The sequence below is a fragment of the Trueperella bernardiae genome, from assembly GCF_001469025.1.
Lineage (GTDB): Bacteria > Actinomycetota > Actinomycetes > Actinomycetales > Actinomycetaceae > Trueperella > Trueperella bernardiae.
In genome coordinates this window covers 1-16,433 of record NZ_LNIZ01000007.1, presented here as the reverse complement: position 1 = coordinate 16,433, position 16,433 = coordinate 1, and the positions used below count along the sequence as shown (strand labels likewise).

Annotated in this window: 14 protein-coding genes and 1 riboswitch; of the genes, 3 read left to right on the top strand and 11 right to left on the bottom strand. The window is 67.0% G+C overall.

The genetic code is table 11. The features are described 5' to 3' along the window. Positions 1-173: 173 nt before the first annotated feature. Positions 174-1,214 (top strand): hypothetical protein, encoded by a 1,041-nt coding sequence (locus tag AQZ59_RS07055; RefSeq protein WP_062613972.1) that lies wholly within the window; start codon positions 174-176, stop codon positions 1,212-1,214. Positions 1,215-1,216: 2 nt separating this feature from the next. Next, the gene (locus AQZ59_RS07050) at positions 1,217-2,236 is read left to right on the top strand and encodes a DUF5692 family protein (RefSeq protein ID WP_062613971.1); all 1,020 of its coding nucleotides are present in this window, start codon (positions 1,217-1,219) and stop codon (positions 2,234-2,236) included. A 130-nt stretch (positions 2,237-2,366) separates the two neighbouring features. On the opposite strand, the gene AQZ59_RS07045 is transcribed toward AQZ59_RS07050, so the two are convergent. The 8 genes from AQZ59_RS07045 to AQZ59_RS07010 form a co-directional block, all read right to left on the bottom strand. Next, complete coding sequence (locus AQZ59_RS07045; protein WP_062613970.1) at positions 2,367-2,816, bottom strand: carboxymuconolactone decarboxylase family protein; 450 nt, start codon at positions 2,814-2,816, stop codon at positions 2,367-2,369. Between the two features lie 116 nt (positions 2,817-2,932). Continuing rightward, a complete protein-coding gene (locus AQZ59_RS07040; RefSeq protein WP_062613969.1) occupies positions 2,933-3,550 on the bottom strand; it encodes an NUDIX hydrolase N-terminal domain-containing protein in 618 nt (205 codons plus the stop codon). Then, positions 3,547-4,446 (bottom strand): DUF4862 family protein, encoded by a 900-nt coding sequence (locus AQZ59_RS07035; protein ID WP_062613968.1) that lies wholly within the window; start codon positions 4,444-4,446, stop codon positions 3,547-3,549. The genes AQZ59_RS07040 and AQZ59_RS07035 overlap by 4 nt, the downstream gene beginning before the upstream one ends. Positions 4,447-4,486: 40 nt before the next feature. Next, positions 4,487-6,658 (bottom strand): YhgE/Pip family protein, encoded by a 2,172-nt coding sequence (locus tag AQZ59_RS07030; protein WP_062613967.1) that lies wholly within the window; start codon positions 6,656-6,658, stop codon positions 4,487-4,489. After that, on the bottom strand, positions 6,658-7,545 hold the full coding sequence (locus AQZ59_RS07025; protein ID WP_062613966.1) for an ATP-binding cassette domain-containing protein: 888 nt from the start codon (positions 7,543-7,545) through the stop codon (positions 6,658-6,660). The genes AQZ59_RS07030 and AQZ59_RS07025 overlap by 1 nt, the downstream gene beginning before the upstream one ends. An 81-nt stretch (positions 7,546-7,626) precedes the next feature. Next, positions 7,627-8,991, bottom strand: coding sequence for a PFL family protein (locus AQZ59_RS07020; protein ID WP_062613965.1), 1,365 nt, complete (start codon positions 8,989-8,991; stop codon positions 7,627-7,629). A gap of 7 nt (positions 8,992-8,998) precedes the next feature. Next, complete coding sequence (locus AQZ59_RS07015) at positions 8,999-9,259, bottom strand: ACT domain-containing protein (RefSeq protein ID WP_062613964.1); 261 nt, start codon at positions 9,257-9,259, stop codon at positions 8,999-9,001. Positions 9,260-9,328: 69 nt separating this feature from the next. Continuing rightward, positions 9,329-10,993, bottom strand: a complete 1,665-nt coding sequence (locus tag AQZ59_RS07010) for an MFS transporter (RefSeq protein WP_082661213.1) — start codon at positions 10,991-10,993, stop codon at positions 9,329-9,331. 122 nt (positions 10,994-11,115) lie between these two features. Here AQZ59_RS07010 and AQZ59_RS07005 point away from each other — a divergent pair, with 122 nt between their 5' ends. Next, positions 11,116-11,847: a hypothetical protein gene (locus AQZ59_RS07005; protein ID WP_062613963.1), complete on the top strand. Its 732-nt coding sequence runs from the start codon at positions 11,116-11,118 to the stop codon at positions 11,845-11,847. On the opposite strand, the gene AQZ59_RS07000 is transcribed toward AQZ59_RS07005, so the two are convergent. The 3 genes from AQZ59_RS07000 to AQZ59_RS09430 form a co-directional block, all read right to left on the bottom strand. Further along, entirely contained in the window at positions 11,796-13,094 is a 1,299-nt protein-coding gene (locus AQZ59_RS07000) for a hypothetical protein (RefSeq protein ID WP_152994732.1), read from the bottom strand. The two genes, AQZ59_RS07005 and AQZ59_RS07000, sit on opposite strands and share 52 nt — an antisense overlap. Positions 13,095-13,256: 162 nt before the next feature. Continuing rightward, positions 13,257-14,945, bottom strand: a complete 1,689-nt coding sequence (locus tag AQZ59_RS06995) for an alpha/beta fold hydrolase (protein WP_062613961.1) — start codon at positions 14,943-14,945, stop codon at positions 13,257-13,259. 175 nt (positions 14,946-15,120) lie between these two features. After that, positions 15,121-15,552, bottom strand: a complete 432-nt coding sequence (locus tag AQZ59_RS09430) for a hypothetical protein (protein WP_070445752.1) — start codon at positions 15,550-15,552, stop codon at positions 15,121-15,123. Continuing rightward, positions 15,553-15,670, bottom strand: a riboswitch (SAM riboswitch). Positions 15,671-16,433: the final 763 nt, after the last annotated feature.

Here is a 16,433-nt window from a genome sequence, read left to right as displayed (position 1 = left end):
GTATACCCAGCTCACAGGCACGCTTTAAGGACCTCAGTCCCCACAAATGTGCACGAGGTCACAGTAAGCTCTTCTTCAACCAAAATGCGTGCGGTGGCATTCGTGGCGTCCGACGACGTCGGCCCGGCCCGTCGTCGTCGTTCGCAACAGATTCCAACGAAGGAAGAAGCACAATGCAAGCGAAGTCCGCATTGAAGATCCTTGCGCCGATCGGGCTCGCCGGCCTGGGCGGCATGATCACATTCAGCCAGCTCACCGGCAAAGCCACCCCCGAGGAAAACGCCTGGTACTACCCGGCCGACGACCTCATCGACGCCCACTACACCAACGGCCGCTCCTCAACCTACGCGATCGACATCGACGCGCCCGCCTACGCCGTCTACCGCATCATCAAGCAAATCGGCGCCAACCGCACCGGCTCATTCAGCTCGGACCTGCTCGAACGCGTCTTCGCCCGGCTCCCCTTCTACAACTCCTACGAAATCCAGGAAGAATACCAGCAGCCCGATTCGCTCATGCCCGGCGACAACGCCGCATTCGACTTCCACGGGATGTCGATGGAGTGGACCGACGTCGTACCCGGAAAGTACCTCGTGGAATGGGTAGACACGAAGTCCGCGCCCATGGCCCCCGGATCGTATGCCTTCCGCTTCCCCGGCATGAAACACTTCGCCGCAGCCTGGTGCTTCTACCTCATGCCACTCAAGGGCGAGCGCACCCGCCTCATCAACCACTGGCGCATCGGATTCGAGCCCAACGGCAAGATCATCTCCGCTATCAATTGGACCAACATCGAGCTCATCGGCGGCGTCATGGCCCACCTGCAAAACATCTACATCAAGCGCGTAGCCGAGTTCCGCAAGAAGGAAACCCTGGGCGGCAAGGCCATGCGCAAGGTCTTCGGCGGCGGGATCATCAACACCGGCACCCCGGCCGGCCGATACGACGGCACCCCGCTCTTCGACAACACCTACACGCAATGGTTCCAGTACGGACGCCAGCGGCCCTCCGTGCTCGACATCCGCGAACCTGTCACCGACAATCCAAATTGGCCGCCCACGGGCCCGGACACGCCCTGGGCCGACGTCGTCGACGAAGAGTACTTCGTGGACTGGGAAGAGCCCGAATTCTCCTGGGACGAGCAGATCCGCCAGAAGATGGAACGCACCTACCTCAAGCGCTGGGGCAAGAAGACGCCGAGCGAGGGTAAATAGCCATGAATCCCCCAATTCCCGATTACCCCACCCTGTTCTTCTTCGAGGTGGGCGAGTGGTGGGACTACGCGATGCTCCTCGTGGTCATCGCGGGGCTCGCCTTCACGGCGTGGCTCGCGCAACGTAGCAAGTACGTGGCGCTCGCCGTGTTCATCGTCATCCCGGTCACGCTCACAATTTTCGTGTGGCCCACCTCCACCCAAGGCACGGAGGCCGCCGGGTGGTTCGCGATCGTCAAGCAATACTCGGCGCTCGCCGGATCACTCAGCTTGGTGGCCCTGCAGTACGTGAAGAAACTGCAGACCAACAAGTGGTACCTGCTCATCCCGCCGCTGCTGCTGGCCGTCAACATTGTGGAGGCGGTCATCCGCGATTTCCAGTGCTACTTCATCCACGGCGCCGACCCCGTGACCGGCCAGTGGACGTGGGGCGGGCCCTGGAACATCATGAACGGCGTGGCCGGGATCCTCAACCTGCTGATGATCTCCGGTTGGATCGGCATCTACGTGTCCAAGAATAAGGACAAGGGCATCATCTGGGGCGACCTCACCGTGTGGTGGATCATCGCCTACGACCTGTGGAACGTTGCCTACGTCTACAACTGCCTCTCGGACCGCGCGTGGTACTCCGGCGTGGCACTCCTGCTGGCCTGCACGATCCCCGCACTCATGTGGTTCGGGCGCGGCCAGTGGATCCAGTACCGGGCCTACACCCTCACGTTCTGGTCCGCGATCGTGCTCACCTTCCCGCACTTCATGCACGATTCCATGTTCGCCCACCGGCACAGCCAGAACCCGCACGCGATGTTCCTCATCGCCGCACTCGCCCTGGCAGCGAACGCGGCGCTGTCCATCTACCACTTCTACCGCGTGTTCAAGTACCGGCGGAACCCACTCACGCAGGAGGTCTACTCCGACACCCCCACCTACATCACCTGGGTGCACGACACCGCCACTCCCGAGGCGCAGGACCGGATCGCCGCCCGCCTGGGCAAGATACCCGAGGAAGTGGGCTATCGGTAACGGCCAGCGCGTGGCCTGACCGGGCTTGTGCGTGACCTGACTGGCCTCGTCCCGCGAAGGGACAGGGTTGGCCCTGCCGGCCGGGCTGGCCGGGCGCGGCCGGCTACCAGGCGCGGTCTGGGCCGGGGGGTTAGCGCAGGCGGTGGCCCGACGCGATCGAAATCCGGTTGTAGGCGCCGATGAGGATAATCGACCACTCCAGGGCCGAGACCTGCTCCGGGGTGAAATACTCGAGGGCGGCGGCGATCACGGCGTCGAGCGCCTCGGGGCGCTCCAGGGTGGTGAGAGCCTCAGCCAGCTCGAGGATCGCACGCTGCTTGGGCGTGAACGGGGAGCCGGCGTCACGCCACGCGGGCAGGACGTCGATGTGGCGCTGGTCCATACCGGCCTCGCGCAGGGCGGGGACGTGGACGCCGAGGCACGCCACGCAGCCGTTGATCTGCGAGACGCGCACTTTCGCCAGCTCGACCTCCTCCGCGGTGAGGCCTGCCGCCTCCCACGCCTCGCGCGACTTCATCGAAGCGGCGTTGAGAGCCTTGTAGACATCCGGGGTTGCCTTGGCAATGTCGATTCGGGTCATTCTTCTCCTTCGGTCAAACGCGAGGTCGTTCGGGGAACGCATGCATTCTACGGGCGCGCGCCCACCACGTTCGCACCCTGTAGCCGACCACGGGCGGATTTCATTCCCGCGATTCACTAATCAAAAACGACGTCCGCGCCCGCACCCGCGGCCACTCCCGCCAGGCACATCTCTACCTGCGCGCGGGTGGTTTTGCCCTCGTGGAGCGGGGGAAGCTCGTCCAAGCCGAAGTAGCCCGAGTCGATCGTTTCTACATTCGGCTCAAACTGGCCGCCCATCACGTCGCAGGCCACAAAGATCTTCCAGATGCTCCACGGCAGCTCGGGCTGGTTATGCTTGGCTCGGTCCTGGACGGCGAGCACACGCCGGGGCACCACGTCCAGGCCGGCCTCTTCCTTGGTTTCCTTGGCCACGTTCTGCCCCAGGGTCAGGCCGATGTCGGCCCACCCGCCGGGCATCGCCCATCGGCCGGAGGCCTCCTGCACCAGCAGGATCTTGCCCTCGCGCACGATCACAGCCCGGGTGTCTAGCTTCGGGGTTTGGTAGCCGTCCTCGTTGCAGAAAAGCTCAGCCACCTTCTCCACCGGCACGTCGGTGTAGGAGGCGAGGATCTCCGCCGAGATCTCCCGCAGGCGCGTATACCGCTCCCTGTCGAAGACGTCCGTGGCGTAGGCCAGGCCCGTCTGGGCGATTGCTTGGATTTCGGTGGCCCACGTCAGCCATTGCTCGTTCATGGGATCAGCCTACCCAAGCCCGCCCAGGCCTCCGCCACACGCGCGATCATGGCCACCCGCGCCTCGACCCCGGCGTCGGCGGGGACCTGGATCTTGACCCCGCGGTAGTCTTCGGTGCCGCCCCCGGCCGCAATGAAATCGCGGACGCGCCGCGGGGTGAGCAGGCTTGAGGGCTCATCCACGCTGAGGGGCAGGTGGGTGTCAGCCCAGCCGGCGCCGTACGCGGTGTCCGCCCCTCCCGCGCCCGAGCACATGAGCCCGGCGAGCAACCCGTGCTCGGCCAACAGCGCCGCCTGCGCCTCGGGCCGGCCGGGATCCTGGGACTCGATCACCGAGCGCCCCCAGTTCAGCGCGATCTTCACACCGACTTGCCGGGCCACCTCGATCTCTTCCTCCAGGCTGAGGAAGTTCTTCTCCCCGGCCCCCGCGCGGCCGCGGGCGTCGCAGTGCTCGATCACGATCTCCACGCCGATCCGCTCGGCCTCGGGCAGCAGGTCGCCGAGCGAGGCCACCAGCGCCCCGGCATCGGCCGTATGGCTCGGCGCGGAGTGTAGCTCCACCCGCCGCACCACTCCCCCGGCGGCATCATTCAGCGACTCAACGGCGCCCAGGATCTGGCGCGCTTGAGTAAGCGCGGCGGTCCGGGCAGCGTCATCGGGACTCCCCAACCCGAACCCGGGCCAGGAGCCGAGCATCCGCATCGTGTCGGGGATCGCGGTCACCACCGAGTCCGTGAAACGGCCGGCGAGCTGGCGGGCGAGCCAGGCGGGGTCGGGGTCGAGGGCATCGGTGCGCCACGGGATCTCCAGGCCGGTGGCGATGAGGGCGAGCGCGTCGAGGAAGGCTTCTTGTTCGGCACGGGTGGCGGGCATCGCCGCGTAGGCTCCAACGATCATGTCAGTCCTTTCAATCCTTCCAATCCTCTCAAAGCCCCGGTTAGCGGGGGCGGACGGAGAAGGCGAAGTCGCCGGTGGATTCGCCGGTGATCATGGGCGGGTGCAGGTCGCGCATGCGTAGCACGCGCCGGCGCCCGACCAGCCAGTACAGGAACACCAGCGACACCACGGCGATCAGCGCGAGCACCCCCACCGACCCCCAGTACTGGGTGGCCGTGCCGCCGGAGATCGCCACGCGGAAGGCATCTACCGAGTACCGCATCGGTGAGATGGACGACAGCCCGCGGTAGAAGGAGTTGAGCATCTCCGTGGGGAACGTGCCGCCCGAGGCCGGCAGCTGCAAGATCAACGCCACGAGGAACACGGCGCTCTGCGGCGAGCCCAGCCACAGCCTTACCAGATAGCCCAGCGCCATGAAGGCTAGCGCCGCCACGATCAGCAGCAGGATGAACCGCCACGGGTGCACCGGGTGTAGGCCGAGCAGGCCCCACACGCCCAGGCCCATGATGAGCGAGGAGGCCACGCCCATCACCGCGAATGGCGCAAACCCGTGCATCATCGTGGCGAAATTGCTGGCGCGGGAGAGCACGAGCCGCCCGGGCATCGTGCGCATCACGAGGAAGAAGGTCACGGAGGACACCCACAGGGCGATCGAGAAGAAGAATGGGGCCAGGCCGCGCCCGTAGGTCTCCGCGTCGTTGTCGGTGATCACGCTGATGCTGACCGGGGAGGACATGATCTCAGCAAGGTGATCCACTTCGGAGTCCGTGAGCGCGGGGATCTGCGCCACGCCCTGCTCGAGCCCGTCGGCCAGGGTCGCGGCGCCGGTGTCGAGCTGCTGCATCGCAAGGTCGAGCTGGGACACGCCGCTGACCAGCTGCTCCAGCCCCGCCACAGCCTCGGGCAGCTTGCCACTCAGCCCCGAGATGAGGGTGGTGAGCTGGGTCTTACCCTGGTTGATTTGTTCCACGCCGGCGTTGATGTCCTCGGCGGAGGAGCCGAAGCTCCGCAGCGCGGCATCGAGGCTGTTGAACGACGAATCGATCGCCGCCATCGCCGCATCCGCCGCGTCCACGGCCGCCTTCGTGGCGTTGTAGTCGAGGTTCGCCTGCAGGCTCGAGGTCAGCCTCAGCTGCCCGGACACGTTCGCGGACAGGTCGCCCAGCAACGACGACGACGCTGCGATGTCCTCCTGCAACTTCGCCAGGAAGGCGGGGTCGTTTGCCAGGTCGGGGTTGGCAGCCATTTGGAGGAGGGCCTTGTTGACGGCGTCGAGAGCGGAGTTCGTCTTCCCAATCGTCGAGTTTGCGTTCCCGGACAGTTCGGCGCTGAGCCCGCCGAGGTTGACGGCGTCGTCCTGGAGCTTGGGTAGGTTGTTGTTGACGTAATTGCGTAGCGGGCCGAGCGCGGCCTTGACGTTGTCTTTGCCCACCTGCACGCCGTCGGCCACGTTCTCCAGCCCGACCACGGAGCCCGTGGCGCCGGACACGCCAAGCAACACGCTGGTGGCGCCCCGGTCGAGGGTGGCCATCGCGTCCGACAGCTGCGCCATCTCCTCCTGCATCCCTGGCACGTCCAGTCCGGAGAGCGCCTCGTTGAGCGTGGATACGCCGGTGGCGGCCTGGGTGAGGCCGTCGGAGAGTTGGCGGGCGCCGTCGGCGGCGGTGGTCATGCCATCGCGGATGACGGACAGCTGCCCGAACAGGGTGGAGAAGTACGCCTCGCCCACCGCGGCGTTGACCTGCTCCTGGATGAGCGCCTGCATCTGGGACAGGAGGGAGCCGGCGATGAAGCCGTTGGCGTCGTCGCGGTGGAAGGTGATGGTGGCGCGTTCGGGTTGGAAGCGCCCGGCGGCCACGAGGTTCGCGGAAAAGTTCTCAGGCACGGAGACGATCATGTAGATCTCGCCCTCACGCAGCCGCCGCTCGGCCTCGGCCTCGTCGTCCATGAACTGCCAGTCGAAGCCGTCCTGGCCTTTGATCGCATCTACGAACAGGGAGCCGGCGTCGATGGTTTGCCCGTCGAAGTCCACCGCCTTGTCCGAGTTGACGATCGCCACCTTGACCTTGTCGATCTCGTGGTAGAGGTCCCAGTTGGCGTGCAGGTAGATGCCGCCGTAGAGGGCGGGGACGATGAGGATAAAGACGAGGGCGATCACGGGGATGCCCCGGAAGTGCTTGAATTCGAGGGTCGCGGAGCGCAGCGGCTTCATTATTCTTCCTCCTCGTTCACGACGACGTCGCCCCCGGCCGCGTCCGCCGGCTTGGCCTGTGTCGGCTCGGCCTGCGTCGGCTCTCCGACGGTTGCGACCACCACCTCGTCCTGGTCCGGGTCCAACGGCGCGATGACCTCGGGTTCCTCGATGGCCTCGTCGATGGTGACGGGCGGCTCCTCAATCTTGTGGATGCGCGTGACCTTCGTGGGCACGAGGTGAACGCGGACCGCGCCGACGGGCGCCGCGTTGGCATTGGAGGCGCTGACGACGATGACGTTGTTATCCATCGTGGCAAGCTTTTGCAGGGAGGCCAAGAGGGTGGCGGCGTGGTGGGCGGGCACGTCGTGATCCACCCCGTCCACGACGATAACCGCCGCCGGCCGCAGCATCGCCAGCGCCGCGCACAGCATCGCCTTCTCCGCACCCGGGAGCTCTTGGTAGAGGGCGCCGCGGTCGATTCGGTAGCCGAGGAAGTCCTCGATCTGCTCCGCGCGCTCGACGGCCTGGCGGATGCTCATACCGTCCTGGACCGCGCGCTCACCGATAAGTTCACCTACCGTGAGGCGGTCATCCGGGGCGGCGTACTGCCCGATCCGGCCCACCGCGGCACACTGGAGGACGGCGGAAAGCTCGGTGTCGGCGTCGTACCCGGCGATCTCAAGCCCGCCGGTCACGCGGCGCAACCGGCCGGCGAGCGCGAGCAACAGGGCCGAGCGGCCCGAGCCGGAGGTGCCGTGCACAATGCAGAGCGTGCCCGGGGCGAGCGCGAGGTCGAGCGGCCCGAAGATCGGGCCGTGCACCGAAGAAGCGGCGAGGCGAATGGCACGAAGCACGCTGCCGTCGTCGTTAAGCGAATCAACTTGGACCTGTTGCTTGCGTCTCATCTGATTTCCTACTCTGACCAGCATTAACTTCGGAAGTCTACCGCCGTGAAAAATGCCCTCGAAACTTGTTCGCCGCGCGCGTTAGTTGCGCATCCCGTGGACGGGTGCGGGGATGAATCCGCCGCGTGCCACGAACTCGGCCGAGGACACGGCGCGTACGGGCATGACGGGCGCGTAGCCGAGTAGCCCGCCGAAGTCCACCTCGTCGCCTTCCGCGGTGCCGGGGGCGGGGATGACGCGCACGGCTGTCGTCTTGTGGTTCATCACCCCGATTGCGGATTCGTCGGCGATCATGCCGGCAATTGCGGCGGCGGGGGTGTCGCCGGGAATGGCCACCATGTCCAGGCCGACCGAGCAGATCGCCGTCATCGCCTCCAGCTTCTCGATCGAGAGGGTGCCGGCGCGGACGGCGTCGATCATGTTCGCGTCCTCCGAAACGGGGATGAACGAGCCGGACAGCCCGCCCACGCGCGAGCAAGCCATCATGCCGCCCTTCTTCACCGCGTCGTTGAGCAGGGCGAGCGCGGCGGTGGTGCCGTGAGCGCCCACGCGCTCCAGGCCCATGGCCTCGAGGATCGCGGCCACGGAGTCGCCGACTTCGGCGGTGGGGGCGAGCGAGAGGTCGACGATGCCGAAGGGCACGCCCAGCCGTTCCGCCGCGAATTCACCCACGAGCTGGCCGGCGCGCGTGATCTTGAAGGCGGCCTTCTTGATCTCCTCCGCGATCTCGTTGAGCGGCGCGCCGCGCATGGGTTCAATCGCGTTGGCGACGACGCCGGGGCCGGATACGCCCACGTTGATCACGGCGTCCGGCTCCTCCACGCCGTGGAAGGCGCCGGCCATGAACGGGTTGTCCCCCACCGCGTTGGCGAAGACCACGAGCTTGGCGCAGGCGATCGCGCTGCGGTCGGCCGTGAGCGCGGCGGCCTCCTTGATGACCTCGCCCAGCAGGGCCACGGCCTCCATGTTGATGCCGGCGCGCGAGGAGGCCACGTTGACCGACCCGCACACCACATCCGTGTCGGTCAGGGCCCGCGGGAGGGAGGCGATGAGGGCGCGATCGACGTCGCTCATCCCCTTGTCCACCAGCGCCGAGTAGCCGCCGATGAAGTTGACGCCCACGGCCTTGCCGGCCCGGTCGAGGGCGTGAGCGATGTCGACGACGTCGCCCTCCAACCCCGCCGCCACCAACGCGATCGGGGTGACCGAGATGCGCTTGTTGACGATCGGGATGCCAAGCTCGCGCTCGATGCCCTCGGCGACCTCCACGAGGCGCGCGGCCTGGGTGGTGATGCGCTCGTAGATCGCTTCGCACGTGGCGGCCATAGTGGACCGGCGGCAGGACAGGAGCGAGATCCCCATCGTGACCGTGCGGATGTCCAGGCGGTACTTTTCAATCATCTCCACCGTGGACAGGATGGACTGCGGACTCGAATGGAAAGCCACGGCGCACCTACAGTTCGTTCATTGCTGTGAACAGGGCCTCGGACTGGACCCGGATCACGGTAGACTGCTCGCGTTCGACGGCGGTCAGGGCGGCCTGGAGCTCGTCGATCGAGTTGGAGACCTCCACGCGGAGGATCATGGTGAAGAATCCGCCCATGAGAGTCTGGGAGATGTCGAGGATATTGGCCTTGTGTTCCGCGAGCGCGGTGGTCACTCCTGCGACGATGCCCGGGTGGTCCGAGCCGGTAACGGTGATGATTGCGTACATTTTTCCATTCTATCGCGCTGGCCTGGGAGGTCATATGGGCGCATGGGCGGGATGGTTCGGCGCCCGGGTTTAGGCGCGGGATGACGCGCGGCTGGCGAGGATGAGCGCGGAGACGAGGCCGACGCCGAGCGCCACGGCAGAGCCGGCGAGGGAGATGCTGGTCGCCGTCGCGAAGGATTCGGTAAGGGCGGCGTGGAGGGCCGCGGGGTCGGGGGCCTGGGCGGCGAGCTGAGACATGGCGGAGCCGGCGGAGGTGACGGTGGCGTCGGTGATGGCGCTGGCGCCGGCGGCGGGGATGCCGAGGTCGGCGAGCTTGGCGGGGAGGAGGACGGTGAGGCCGGCCGCGAGCGCGGAGCCCGCCACCGCCGAGCCGAGCGAGGAGCCGAGCTGGCGGAACGTCGTCTGCGTGGCGGATCCCATGCCGGAGCGCTCGATCGGCACGTCGGCCAGGACCACGGAGGCCACCTGCGCCGAGGCCAGACCCATGCCCAGCCCGTAGCCGACCAGCACCGCCGACATCGTGATCGCCGACAGGTCCGCGTGCAAGATCGCGGCGAGTACCGCAATGCCGGCGACTTCCAGTACCAGCCCGACGACGACCGTCCAGGCCGCGCCGATCTGCCCGGCCACGTGCCGCGCGGCTGCCCCGGAGAAAAACGCGCCGATAGCGAGCGAGGCCAGCACCCAGCCCGCTTCGATCGCGCCGAAGCCCTGCACGTTAATCAGGAACAGGGGAAGGACGAACAGGGCGCCGAACTCGCCCATCGCCACCATCATCGCGGTGACGTTGCCGTTGCTGAAGGAGGAGAGGGTAAAGAGGCTGACGTCGAGGAGGACGGCCTGGCCGGCGCGGCCACGGCGAGCCTGGTCCCAGACGAAGAGGGCGAGCAGGGCCAGCCCGAGTGCGATCGCGACGAGCGTGGGTGAGACCCAGCCGGCGCGCCAGGTGAGAGGGCCGAGGGCGGCGTCGTTCTTCATGCGGACCCAGCCGAAGGTGGTGGCCTCGATGAGGCCGAAGACGAGGGTGGCCATCGCGGCGGCGGACAGCGCCGAGCCGCGCCAGTCGATCCCGACGCGGGCGCGCTCCCCGGCGGGCAGCACGCGCAGGGCGAGGGCGAAGATGACCGCGGCGATCGGCGGGTTGATGAGGAAGATCCACTCCCAGGAGAAAGTCTGGGTGATCCAACCGCCCAGCAGCGGGCCGATCGCGGCCATTGCCGCCATGACTGCGCCCCACATGCCGAAAGCGGCCGCGCGGGAGCTGCCGCGGAAGGTGGCGTTGATCGTGGACAGGGTGGAGGGTAGCACGAGCGCGCCACCCAGGCCTTGCAGGCCGCGAGCGAGGAGGAGGGTGGCGGCCGACGTCGCGAGCGCGGCCAGGAGGGAAGCCGCGGCGAACACCGCGAGGCCCGCGAGGAAGACCCGCTTGGTGCCGATCCTGTCGCCGAGCGTGCCCGAGGTTAGGAGCAAGGAGGCGAAGATCACCGAGTACAGGGAGGTGACCCACTGGGCTTGGGTGAGGGTGAGGCCGAGGTCGGCGATGATCGCCGGGATCGACACGGCCACCACCGTGGAGTCCAGCACGATGAGGGAGACACCGAACATGACCACGCCGAGGATGAGCCAGCGGTTGGGCGGGGTTGGGGCGGCGCGGCTTGGTACGCCGGAGGTGGCGGACGCGGCGGGAGTTTCCGCGTCGGGAGCGTCGAGGGCGGCGCTGCGCGTAGTGGTCATGGATGAACCTTTCGATGATCGGCGGCGCGGCCGTCGAGGGTGCGACACGGTGTCGCACCTCTCCATTAAACACCCTGCGACAGGGTGTCGCAAGTACCGGCCGGGTAGCCGATCGTGGCACAATGGCAGGCGTGAATAGCCCCTACCACGAACAGCTCGCGAGCCGCCGCGCAAAGACCCTCGCGCAGATCTACGACGTCGCCGAGGCGATCATGAGTTCGGGCGCGGAGCTGACCGCGGGCGCCGTGGCCGACGCCGTGGGGATCAAGCGCAACTCGCTCTACCGCTACATCGATTCGATCGACGACCTGCGGGCCCGCGTGGTCGGACGGCACTTCCCCGCGTGGATCACGGCCGTCCGGGAGGCGGTGGACGAGGCGCGGGCCGGGGCGTCGGATACCGAGCCAGCCGAGGCTAGCTCTGTGGCTGAGCGCACGGGCGCGGGGATGACTGGCACTGCGGCTGCCGGCACCGCCGAGCGCGGGGCGCGGGCTACGGTTGCTTTTGTGGAGGCGAACCTGCGCCAGGCCACCCGCAGCGGGCACGGCTGGCTCATGCAGCTAGGCGCGGGGATCCGGCGCTCGCAGCTGGAGGGCGAGAGCGGCGGGCACGCCGTGCTGGACGACATGCTCGCCGAGCTCGTGGCCGAGGCGCTGCCGCAGGTTGAAGCCGAACGGCGGGCGATCGTGGCCGCCCTCATCCGCGGGCTCATCTCCACGGGCTTCACGCTCATCGACGCGGGCGGCAGCGAGGACGTCATCGAGGAGGCCACGCAGGCGACGCGGGCGATACTGGCTCGCGCCTACGGGAGCATGGTCCGCACAATCGACCCGTTCGCGTCCACTTCGAGATAACCACCCTCGTCGTACTCGTTTTTTAAGTACACCCGGAAATACGGGACGTCCGTGTCGTCGCGCTCAATGATGATGTGGGTGGGCTCGGTGCCCTCAGCGCCAGCCTCGGCCATGATGCGTTGCCCCTCGGCGATCATGGCGAAGGTGGCCTCCCAGTCGACGTCGTTGATCGTGAAGCGCCGCCCGGAGTCCACCTTCGTGGGATCGGCGGGCGCGATGCGCGCCACGCGCCCGTCAGAGTGCGTCACCTCAACAGTCTCGCTGCGTCCACCCTCCTCGCGGAACGACTCCACGTTAAGCCGCCCGCGGAACACCGTGATGCTGACCATCTCGGTCAGACCCACCTCGTCAAGGGTCTCTTGGACGGCGGGCATGAAGCGATCGAGGGCGAAGTAGTAGGTTTCGCGGGCGGCGTCGTCGAGCTGGGCGAACTCGGTCGACGTCGTGACCTCGCCCTTGGGCGTGAGGAACACCGTCTCGGACCCGGTCTCGTCTCGGAACACCGTGCGCACCTCAAGCGCAACCGAAATGGGAAGGAGCCGGGCCACCGAGACCCTCTCGATCTTCGGGTCGGCAAGCCCCAGCTCGCGCGCCACGTTTTTCGCCTCGGGGATGGCTCGGATGATCTGCGACCAGTTCGTCCCCAAGCTGAAGGCCGCCTCGTTGAAATCAAGCCCGGGCTCACGTATTTTGACTGTTCGCGAGATGACTTTGCCGCCTCGCACCACCACATCATCGATCTGCGCCCCGCCAAGCGCGGTGGGCGCGTCAGCGTCGAGCTTGATGTCCGCGAACGCAACCTCGATCACCTGGTCGTGTCCGAGCTCGCCCTCCAGCACGTCGAGCGCCTCAAGCAAGGGCACTTCTTCGAAGAGGTAGCCGTCGTCGATTTGCTGCACACGCCCGTCGTACTTGCCGACCATGTACTTCAGGCACGGCACCGGGTCCGACGTCGACAGGAACGGCGCGCCAACAGCGCCGACCACGAACGCCAACACCAGCACCCACCACCTCCGGTGGAACTTGGTCGGTGCACGCCACTCTTCGAGCGGTTCGGCGTAGGCCACGGCGTCGGCGTTTAACGCCTGCGACGCGGGCGGAACCTCATCGCCAAGGAGGACGTGGATGTTGCTGTATTCCTCGTACGGGTGCGCGACCGCCACGAGGGCCCCGGTCTCCACCTCGTGCAGGTCAAGGAGGGACACGATGTCCTTCGCCGCTGCCACGAAGAGCAGCACGCGAGTCACGGTTCAGAATTTTTCCGAGCCGGTCGTAGCGAAGGCGAGCGATGAGGCCAGGCCACCCAGAACCAGCGCAAAGAGCAGTCGTCCCATGCTATTGCACGCTAAGCCGCCAATGTGAACGCGAGGTTACGGGTTTTCGGTAGCCGTGCGACCAGCCACCGGGCGCTAGCCCATCGGCGTCGCGAGGAAGGCCCGCATCGCCTCCTTCACGCGGTGCCACGTGCGCGAGGACGGCACCGACAGCGCCCCGTGGAAGGTGCCCGGGAACATGTGGAGTTCGACAGGGACGCCGGCGTCGGCGAGGTCCTGGGCGAGACGAAGGCCCTCGTCGCGAAGCGGATCGGCCGGGTTGACCACGATAAACGTGGGCGGCATGAGCGCCGCGGCCCGCCGTGAGGGCACGTAGGGCGGGGTGACGCGCGGGTCGCCGAGGTAGTGGCGCCACGACGCCGCCGACGCCTCCCGCGTCCAAATCGGCCCGTCGCGGTAGGTGGCGAACGACCCCGTATCCATCCCCGGCTCCAGGCACGGTTCGAGCAGGAACGCGCGTTCGATCCGCACCGGCTCGCCGCTTTCTGCCAGCAGGGCGATTGCCTGTTGTGCCAGGCCGGCGCCGGCGGAGTCGCCCAACACGTACAGCGGCAAGCCCGGGTAAGTCTGGGCGAGGTAGCGCAGCGCGTCGGCGCAGTCGGTGGCGCCTGCCGGCCACGGGTACTCCGGGGCAAGCCGGTAGTCCGGGCTCGCCACCACCGCTCCCCCGAACAGTTCGACCAGATCGGCGTTGCGGGCGTCGTCGAACCGCGCCTCACCCGCCACGTATCCGCCGCCGTGGATGGACAGCACCGCCGCGGTCGGCTCCCCGTCGCCCCGCAGGCACCGCAGGGGCACCTCGCCAACGACGACGGTCTCCACCGTCACGCCCGCACCCGGACTCGCGCCGCCGAAGGCGTCCTCTCCCTGCCGGCGAACCACGTGGTAGCGGGCCATGTCTTGTGACGGCGTCGTGTCGAGGACGGAGGCCAGCTCGTCGGCGATGTAAGGGGCCGGCTGCGGGTCCTGCCCGTGGCGGCCGAGGAACTCGTTCACGACCTGGTAGAACTCCTTGGGCCGGTCGCGGCGGACCGTGTGGGTGGCGTCGGGGATGAGCGCCGTGCTGAGGTGCGGATTGGCGAGGGCCTCGGCCTGGGCAAGGCCGGCCGCACCGAACAGGACATCGCCGCCGTCGCCCGTAAGGAGAAGCGTGGGCACCGCGAGCTCGGCCAGGAGCTCCCGCCCGCGCCCACTCACCACGCCCGTGGCCAAAAAGCGCCGGTCCACCTGCGCCTTCCCCTGCGCCCACGCTCCATACTCGGCGGCGGGCCAGGCTGGGTATGACACCTTCAGCTCGGCGATCGCGCGGCTCGGATCCGCGGTGACGGCATCTTGGTGGACGACGCGCTCGCGAGCCGTGTCAGCGTAGGCCTGCCGCTGGGTATCGGTGAGGAGCGCGGGGTCCTCAAGCACGAGCGCCTGTACCAGGTCCGGCACCTCCCGCGCGATCGCCGCCGCGATCGCCCCACCCATCGAGTGCCCCATCAGAACCACCTTCCGGCTCACCGCGTGGCGGGCCGCGTCGATGACGACCGCCCGGGCCGCCGCGACGAGAGCGGTGAAGGGGTCGGCGAGGTCGTCGTCGTGAAACCGGCGCGACAAGCCGTGACCGAGGGCGTCGACCAGGTAGACGCGCCACTCGGTCCCCCATCGGCGCGAGATGCTGGACAGTGCGGCGGCGTTGTCGGTGACACCATGCAGCGCGACGATCACGCCCCTTTCCTCGCGGCCGGATACCGAATACGACGCTGCGTTGCTGATCATGGGGGCTCCTTAGCTCGTGGGCAGGCGCTACAAGTCTAGACCGAACGCAGGGCGAGCGACGTGGGGGCAACCGGGTTGAGACAAGTTGGACGATTCTGGGGCGATCTTTCTACATACGAAGATCGCCCCAGAATCGTCCAGTGAATTCAAATCGCCGGGGCGGGGCGGCGCCGCGCTATGCGCGACTATCCTGGCCGTCGCCTCCGAGGAGCTTCCTTCCCTCGATCACGAACCCATCTGTGCGAGTGCCGGTGCATTCCTCCGGGCTCGCAACGGAGTCGACTCCGACATAGCGAGAACTACCCCCGCCCGGCGCTTCAAAGCTCAGAATCCCGTACCTCTCACACCACTTCACCCGCCGACCAGAGTCAATCAGCGCCTGCACATAGGACGGTTCATGGTTCCAGCCACGGACGGTATCCCCGTCGACGACGAAGACGATAAAGTCTCCATCCATCTCGACCTTCTCCACGTCCCGCCACGTGGCGGTCCAGCTGTGCCTCGCCCGGATGTAATGGATGTCGTGAGCCGTCAGGAAACGCCCACACTTCTTCGGGGTGGGCAGGTTTGCTTCTTCTTCGATGTTCCGCATGGGGAACTCCTTCATTGATCGCTCTTTCCCGGAGGCGAATTCCACCCGGGACAGATCTTCCTTCGGGGGCACCGTGCGCGACGCGCGGTTGCCAGTCAGTCTGCCGAAGGGCTTGCGACTGATCTTCTTGATCCACGCAGGACTGTATCACACCAAATCGAGCAAGGGGAAAGCCGAGTTGGGTGCCGCCCCCAACCCCGAGGACCAGCCACCCAGCGGGCAGCCATCCAGCGGCAACCCACCACCTGCCGGTCCACAGGCCGGCCCCCACCGGCCAGCCGCCGGCATCCACCGCCGGCCCCGCATCGGTCATCCGGTTAGTCATTCCCGGGCACGAAAAAGCCCGGAAACCTCAATTTCTCGCGGTTTCCGGGCCACCTGTTATGTAACTGCCGAAGACGATACAAAATGCTGATCGCAGAGCGAGAGGCGACGGAGGGCTTTTCGCTTGACAACAAGCCAAACTGCGCCTGTGGGTTTCTCAGCCCCTGGCATTCGGGCTGCTTGTCCAGCTTGCGAGTCTCAGATCGTTGCTGGCTCCGCGGCCAAACTGACCCGCCGTAATACGCTACTGGTTCCTGCCGTGTGAGAGTTGGTTCATTGCAGCTGGTGGGGTGCCGTCTTTCGCCCTCACGTGAGCTACGGACGGTAAAACTGGTCAAGGTGTGTTTAGAATCCGCCAGGGCGAATGAGGTAGTGAGGCTCCGACTTGTCGATCGAGATACGTTCACTCACTATGCCATTCACAAATATGAGCCGGCATTGGAGTGGGTTGCGTCCCTTAGTGTGGTGTAACGCTTGCTGATGGTGGGCCCCGGAAATAGTGGGGCGGCCATCGTCAGTAACCTTCGACTCAACTACCACATCTCACCGAAAGGCACGTAACGATGACCGCT

Coding starts and splice junctions, on each gene's coding strand:
- AQZ59_RS07055 (WP_062613972.1), top strand. CDS start 174: ATGCAAGCGAAGTCCGCATTGAAGATCCTTGCGCCGATCGGGCTCGCC.
- AQZ59_RS07050 (WP_062613971.1), top strand. CDS start 1,217: ATGAATCCCCCAATTCCCGATTACCCCACCCTGTTCTTCTTCGAGGTG.
- AQZ59_RS07045 (WP_062613970.1), bottom strand. CDS start 2,816: ATGACCCGAATCGACATTGCCAAGGCAACCCCGGATGTCTACAAGGCT.
- AQZ59_RS07040 (WP_062613969.1), bottom strand. CDS start 3,550: ATGAACGAGCAATGGCTGACGTGGGCCACCGAAATCCAAGCAATCGCC.
- AQZ59_RS07035 (WP_062613968.1), bottom strand. CDS start 4,446: ATGATCGTTGGAGCCTACGCGGCGATGCCCGCCACCCGTGCCGAACAA.
- AQZ59_RS07030 (WP_062613967.1), bottom strand. CDS start 6,658: ATGAAGCCGCTGCGCTCCGCGACCCTCGAATTCAAGCACTTCCGGGGC.
- AQZ59_RS07025 (WP_062613966.1), bottom strand. CDS start 7,545: ATGAGACGCAAGCAACAGGTCCAAGTTGATTCGCTTAACGACGACGGC.
- AQZ59_RS07015 (WP_062613964.1), bottom strand. CDS start 9,259: ATGTACGCAATCATCACCGTTACCGGCTCGGACCACCCGGGCATCGTC.
- AQZ59_RS07010 (WP_082661213.1), bottom strand. CDS start 10,993: ATGACCACTACGCGCAGCGCCGCCCTCGACGCTCCCGACGCGGAAACT.
- AQZ59_RS07005 (WP_062613963.1), top strand. CDS start 11,116: ATGGCAGGCGTGAATAGCCCCTACCACGAACAGCTCGCGAGCCGCCGC.
- AQZ59_RS06995 (WP_062613961.1), bottom strand. CDS start 14,945: ATGATCAGCAACGCAGCGTCGTATTCGGTATCCGGCCGCGAGGAAAGG.
- AQZ59_RS09430 (WP_070445752.1), bottom strand. CDS start 15,552: ATGAAGGAGTTCCCCATGCGGAACATCGAAGAAGAAGCAAACCTGCCC.